This window comes from Mycobacterium sp. (assembly GCF_035499775.1).
Lineage (GTDB): Bacteria > Actinomycetota > Actinomycetes > Mycobacteriales > Mycobacteriaceae > Mycobacterium.
In genome coordinates this window covers 1-5,256 of sequence record NZ_DATJYB010000362.1, presented here as the reverse complement: position 1 = coordinate 5,256, position 5,256 = coordinate 1, and the positions used below count along the sequence as shown (strand labels likewise).

Here is a 5,256-nt window from a genome sequence, read left to right as displayed (position 1 = left end):
ATTTGTGCGACGACACGATGTGCAGCGAAGCAACGATGTCGCCCAGCCGTGCCATCCTCAAGCCATGAGCCACACCTGGGGACGGCCGGCCAGGCACCCGGAAGAGGGTTGGGCCGTCATCGACGTCGAGACTTCGGGCTTTCGCCCGGGTCAGGCGCGGATCATCAGCATCGCGGCGCTGGGCCTCGACGCCGACGGCCGAGTCGAGCAATCCGTGGTCAGCCTGCTCAATCCGGGCGTGGACCCCGGTCCCACCCATGTGCACGGCCTGACCGCAGCCATGCTGGAAGACCAGCCGCAGTTTGCCGACATCGTCGGGGATGTGGTGGAAGTGCTGCGTGGCCGCACGCTGGTGGCACACAATGTCGCGTTCGACTACGCCTTCCTGGCCGCCGAGGCCGAGATCGCCGAAGCCGAACTCCCGGTCGACACCGTCATGTGCACGGTCGAGCTGGCCCGCCGGCTGGATCTCGGCATCGAAAACCTGCGGTTGGAGACGTTGGCGGCGCACTGGCGTGTGAGTCAGTTGCGGCCACACGACGCGTTCGACGACGCGATGGTGCTGACCGGGGTTCTGGCGGCGGCACTGCGGCGGGCACGGGAACGCGACGTCTGGCTGCCCGTGCATCCGGTGACTCGGCGCCGCTGGCCCAACGGCCGGGTCACCCACGACCAGCTGCGGCCGCTCAAGGCACTGGCGTCCCGGATGCCGTGTCCGTACCTCAACCCGGGCCGGTATGTCCGCGGCAGGCCGCTGGTACAGGGCATGCGGGTGGCGCTGGCCGCCGAGGTGGGCCGGACCCACGAGGAGCTCGTCGAGCGCATCCTGCATGCCGGGCTGGCCTACAGCGATGACGTCGACCGCGAGACCTCACTGGTGGTCTGCAACGAAAGCACACCCGAGCAGGGCAAGGGTTATCACGCCCTGCAGTTGGGGGTGCCGGTGGTTTCCGACGCGCAGTTCATGGACAGCGTCGGCTCCGTCCTCGGCGGCCGCAACATGGAGGACTTCACCGACACTGCGATGGTCGACGAACAGTTCGCGCTCTTCTGAGCCTTGTCACCACTACACCTGTAGTGGTACCGTCTTAGCATGACAACCACTACAGATGTAGTACATCAGAAGTCCTGGTGGCGCTTCTACCGCAAGCACGGCTATTTCTTCCGGGAAGCGGCGATGCTGACCATTTCGATCGGCTTCGCCATGCACACCTACCGGGTGATCTTCGGCGACGCCGCCGCTCTGCAGCACGTGGTGACGCTGAGGACGGACCGGATCCTGCTCGTCCCGATGACGTATGCGGCCGTCACCGGCACCCTGGTGTGGCGGCGCGTGCGGTTCGCGAACAAGCGGCACCGGGTGCTGTTCACCGGGTCGCTCGTCTACATCGCCGGCAGCGTGCCGTTGCACATCTACCTGGACTATGTGATCGATGACCTTTCGTTCGTCACCTGGTTTCCGATGTGGTTCAGCTACCTGTTGCTCATCGCCGTCTACCCCGCGTTCCTGACGATGTTCTGGCGGCTGCGCTACAAAGACTGATGCCCCCGAATCCGGAACGCCGCGCGCAGATCCTCGACGCCGCCATCGGCATACTCGCCGACGAGGGCGTCGGGGCTCTGACGCATCGCCACGTCGACGACCGGGCGAGTCTGCCCGCAGGTACCACCTCGAACTACTTCCGGACGCGTCAGGCCCTGCTCGAAGCCACGGCGGCTCGAACCGTCGACCTGCATTGGCAACGCGTCGAGTTTTTGCAAGCCGCGGTCGGGTCGCTCACCCGCGAGGGCGTCAAAGCGCTCGTCACGCGGATGCTCGCCGATCCCGACGACCAAGCGCGCCGCTACACGCTGGCCCGGTTCGAACTGTTCATCGAGGGCACGCGGCGGCCGGAGCTGCAGCCGTTCCTGCTGCAACTACAGGCCGCCGCGGTGAAGTCGGCCACGCTCATCTTCGAGGCGGCCGGGTTCAGCCCAACGCCCCTTCAGATGGAGGAGCTGAGCCGGCTGCTGAACGGCTACATGTTCAGCAAGCTCACGATTCCCGGCCCCGATGGCGGCGACGACCCGGTCGGACTGGTCGACCGACTGCTGCACGGCTTCTTCGAGACCTAAGCTGCTTTGGATTGCGGACGTGCCCGACGCCGCGGGCTGGTGTTAGGCATCTTGGGTGCCGGGGCGTGGCCGAGTTCGATCGACCGGCGGGCTTCGAATTGCGCGAGCAGGCGGGCGTAGATGGGTTCGAGTTCGCCGGGTTTGTCGCCCGGCAGGACCTCTCCGCCCCACACGCCGTGGGTGGCGCGGCTGACGACGGCGTTGTAGCCGCAGCGGCCCAAAAACGGACAGTCCAGGCATTGGCGGGCGGCTTGTTCGCGATCGCGGAACGGGGAGAACCACAGGTCGCGGCCGGCGGCGGGGTCGGTGTCGGCCCGGCAGGGAGTGACAGCCTCGGTTTCATACAGGCGTCCGCCGACGGTGAGCAGGTGCTGGAAGTCGCTGGGTCCCAGCCGGGCGGCTTGTTCGGCGCTGGTCATGGTGTCGGTCCTCTCGGTGGATCGGAACTGTGATCTCATCGCATCGCTCCCCACTGTCGGTATTAACCGGTAATTACCGGTGAATATAGCAGTATTTACCGGAACTGCGCATCGGCCAACCGGACTTCTCGGCAATCAGGACGACATTGCAATGGCCATGGTGATCGGCGGATGGGTTCATTTACCCTGGTCAAGTGGGCTGCGTACCGGGGTGGATGGGCCTGTGGAGTGCCGACGGGACGCTGCGGTGACCTCACCGATTTTTACCGGCCAATGCGGCAAGATGGTGGACGTCATGTTGTGGGAAAAGCTGGGCCAGCAGGTGCGCGACCGTCGCACCGAGCTGGGCCTGACTCAAACCGAGGTGGCCGAGCGGGGGGGTCCGTCGGTCGAGACGTTGCGTGCGCTGGAGAACAACCGAGCCGGGCGACTCAGCCCGCGAGTGCGCCGGGCGTTGGAGCGGGTGCTGCAGTGGCAAACTGGCAGCATCGACGTGGTGCTGGACGGCGGTGTGCCGACGCCGACGCGGCCGCGGCCCGACGCAGCCGCCGCCGACCGCTTCGCCATGGCCCGGCAGGTGCTGGAGATGAGGGCCGAGTTGGTCCGCCAGAGCCACGGCATGCAACCGCGGGCGCGGGAGGGCCTGCTCGCCCAGATCACCCGCTCGGCGCGTCAGGCCGAAGACGCGATCATCAAGGTGCTGCCCTGGCTGGACGACGACGAGCGCGGCGAGGCGATCGAGCTGCTAAGCCAGCTGAGGGCCCCGGTATGAACCGGCTGCGGTGTGCGGTTGCCGTCCTGCTGGTCGCCGCGGCGCCCATGACGGCGTGTGCCAGTCCGGCGCAGCACGCTGATTCCCCGCCGGCGGTCGACCAGCTGGTTGCCATGCTGGCCGACGAGTCCGCGGTGAACGCGATCATGGGCAGCACCACCCTGCGGACGTATTACCGGTACCGCACGCTGCCCGGATGGCCGGAGGGCGACGTGTACTCGCGCCCGGAGTGTCTGGCGCTGACCGCCAATGCGATGGAACCGACCTACCACGGCAGCCACTACGGGGAGATGCGTGGAGCACGGCTGGACGACACGGACCAGGCCGCGCGGCGCAACATCGACGAGGCGGTGGTCGCGTTCGAAAATCCAGGTGCCGCACAGGCATTCGTCGCCGCAGCGGTGCGCGCGTGGAAGCCATGCGAAAACGCGGTGCTGACGATCACGTCGAAGGACAAGCCCACGCGCCGCTGGAATATGGGCACCTCGCGAGTGGTCGACGGGGTGCAGGTGGTCGATGCCGACCAGGTGGACTCGGTGTCGGGATGGCGCACTTCACATGCGATGCGCGCGACCAACAATGTGGTGATCGACGTCCGGGTCACCGGCTCCCGGATCACCGATCAGGCGGCGCGTCTGGTCAATGCGATCGCGGGTGGTAACCGTTTGTGAGGCGCACTCACGCCCTGCGGGCGCGTAGCGAGTACATCAAGGGGATCCGCGGATGGCCCGCGGGGAAACCGAAGCGCTGGTCGTCGAGACGCTTCAACACGGCATAGCGAGCAAACAGTGTGGTGTCGTGCTCGTGCAGGAAGTCGATGTGCAACCCGCTACCGGCGACGGCGCTGACGACTTCACCAAGTGGGTGCAGCCAGCCGACGCTCCGGTTGTGCTCGGTGGGAGCCGAGAAGTCGGCATAACTGCCGGGCTCGTCCCAGATCTGTGGATCGGGGCTGAAATAGTCCAGCTCGATCGTGCGACCGTCGTCGCCCAACATGTCGGTGACTGGATGGAACTCGGCCAGGTACAACGTGCCGCCGGGTGCCAGCAGTGAATTGACGACGCGGGCCCAGCGGGTCAGATCGGGCAACCAACACAGCGCGCCGAGCCCGGTGTAGACGATGTCGTAGGTCTGACCGTCGAGTGCCTCGGCGGCGCGGTACACGTCGGAGACGACGAAGTGCGCGTCGGTGGCGCGAATCTCCTGGGCCAGGCGGCGGGCGGCGTCGATCGCGGGCGCGGAGAAGTCCACACCGGTCACGGTGGCACCGCGCCGGGCCCACGACAGTGCGTCGAGGCCGAAGTGGCACTGCAAATGCACCAGGCGCCGGCCGGTTACGTCGCCCAATTCGGTGATCTCGAAGTCGCGCAGCGAAGACCGGCCCGCCCGAAAAGCATCGACGTCGTAGAAGTCGCTCGCCACGTGGATGGGGACCCGCTCGTCCCAATGGGCACGGTTGGTTTCCAGCCAGTCCATGGCATCAGCTCATCGTCAGCTGAGCGATCAGGGTGGTGATTGCCTCGGCGGCATCCGGCGGAATCGGGCGGTCGGCCTCGGCTTCTTCGAGGACGGCGATCGGCAGGCCTGCGGCGTTGGCGGCCTCTTCGAGGCTGATCTCGGCGCGATGGCGGGCCCCGTGCAGTCGCTGGCCCAACGTCGCCCGCGGTGATCGCGCGGCGCGTGTCATCAAGTCGTTGTAGGTGCGGCGCACGCTGCTCAACGCCAGGACGACGGACGGCGTGCCTTTGGCGTTCCGCGCGGCGTTGGCCGCCAACCTCTCGAGTTTGCGCAGATCAGCCAGGATGGTGCTGGCTCTAGGGGTGAAGTCGGGGTCCGACGGCTCCGGCAGGGCCGTGATCGCCGCGGTGATGCTGTGCATGGCCAGCTCGACCGCCTCGGCCATCAGCGGCGCCCGGACCGTGTCGCTGAACGCTTCGGTGGCCTGGTCGG

General features: G+C 67.0%; 7 protein-coding genes and 1 pseudogene. 5 read left to right on the top strand and 3 right to left on the bottom strand.

Annotated features, from left to right (window positions below):
• The first annotated feature begins 64 nt into the window (after positions 1–64).
• The 3 genes from VML93_RS22380 to VML93_RS22370 are packed head-to-tail and all read left to right on the top strand — an operon-like array spanning position 65 to position 2,115.
• The gene (locus VML93_RS22380; RefSeq protein ID WP_325614423.1) at positions 65–1,054 is read left to right on the top strand and encodes a DEDDh family exonuclease; all 990 of its coding nucleotides are present in this window, start codon (positions 65–67) and stop codon (positions 1,052–1,054) included.
• 39 nt (positions 1,055–1,093) lie between these two features.
• Positions 1,094–1,543: a hypothetical protein gene (locus VML93_RS22375; protein WP_325614421.1), complete on the top strand. Its 450-nt coding sequence runs from the start codon at positions 1,094–1,096 to the stop codon at positions 1,541–1,543.
• Positions 1,543–2,115, top strand: a complete 573-nt coding sequence (locus VML93_RS22370; RefSeq protein WP_325614420.1) for a TetR/AcrR family transcriptional regulator — start codon at positions 1,543–1,545, stop codon at positions 2,113–2,115. The genes VML93_RS22375 and VML93_RS22370 overlap by 1 nt, the downstream gene beginning before the upstream one ends.
• Here VML93_RS22370 and VML93_RS22365 read toward each other — a convergent pair.
• Positions 2,112–2,573: a WhiB family transcriptional regulator gene (locus VML93_RS22365; RefSeq protein WP_325614418.1), complete on the bottom strand. Its 462-nt coding sequence runs from the start codon at positions 2,571–2,573 to the stop codon at positions 2,112–2,114. The two genes, VML93_RS22370 and VML93_RS22365, sit on opposite strands and share 4 nt — an antisense overlap.
• A 208-nt stretch (positions 2,574–2,781) precedes the next feature.
• Between VML93_RS22365 and VML93_RS22360 the strand changes: the two genes are divergently transcribed.
• Entirely contained in the window at positions 2,782–3,306 is a 525-nt protein-coding gene (locus VML93_RS22360) for a helix-turn-helix domain-containing protein (protein ID WP_325614416.1), read from the top strand.
• Positions 3,303–3,977, top strand: a complete 675-nt coding sequence (locus tag VML93_RS22355; protein ID WP_325614414.1) for a sensor domain-containing protein — start codon at positions 3,303–3,305, stop codon at positions 3,975–3,977. The genes VML93_RS22360 and VML93_RS22355 overlap by 4 nt, the downstream gene beginning before the upstream one ends.
• A 7-nt stretch (positions 3,978–3,984) precedes the next feature.
• Here VML93_RS22355 and VML93_RS22350 read toward each other — a convergent pair whose 3' ends face one another.
• Positions 3,985–4,782: a class I SAM-dependent methyltransferase gene (locus tag VML93_RS22350; RefSeq protein ID WP_325614412.1), complete on the bottom strand. Its 798-nt coding sequence runs from the start codon at positions 4,780–4,782 to the stop codon at positions 3,985–3,987.
• Between the two features lie 4 nt (positions 4,783–4,786).
• Positions 4,787–5,256, bottom strand: a pseudogene (locus VML93_RS22345) (hypothetical protein); the annotation flags it as partial.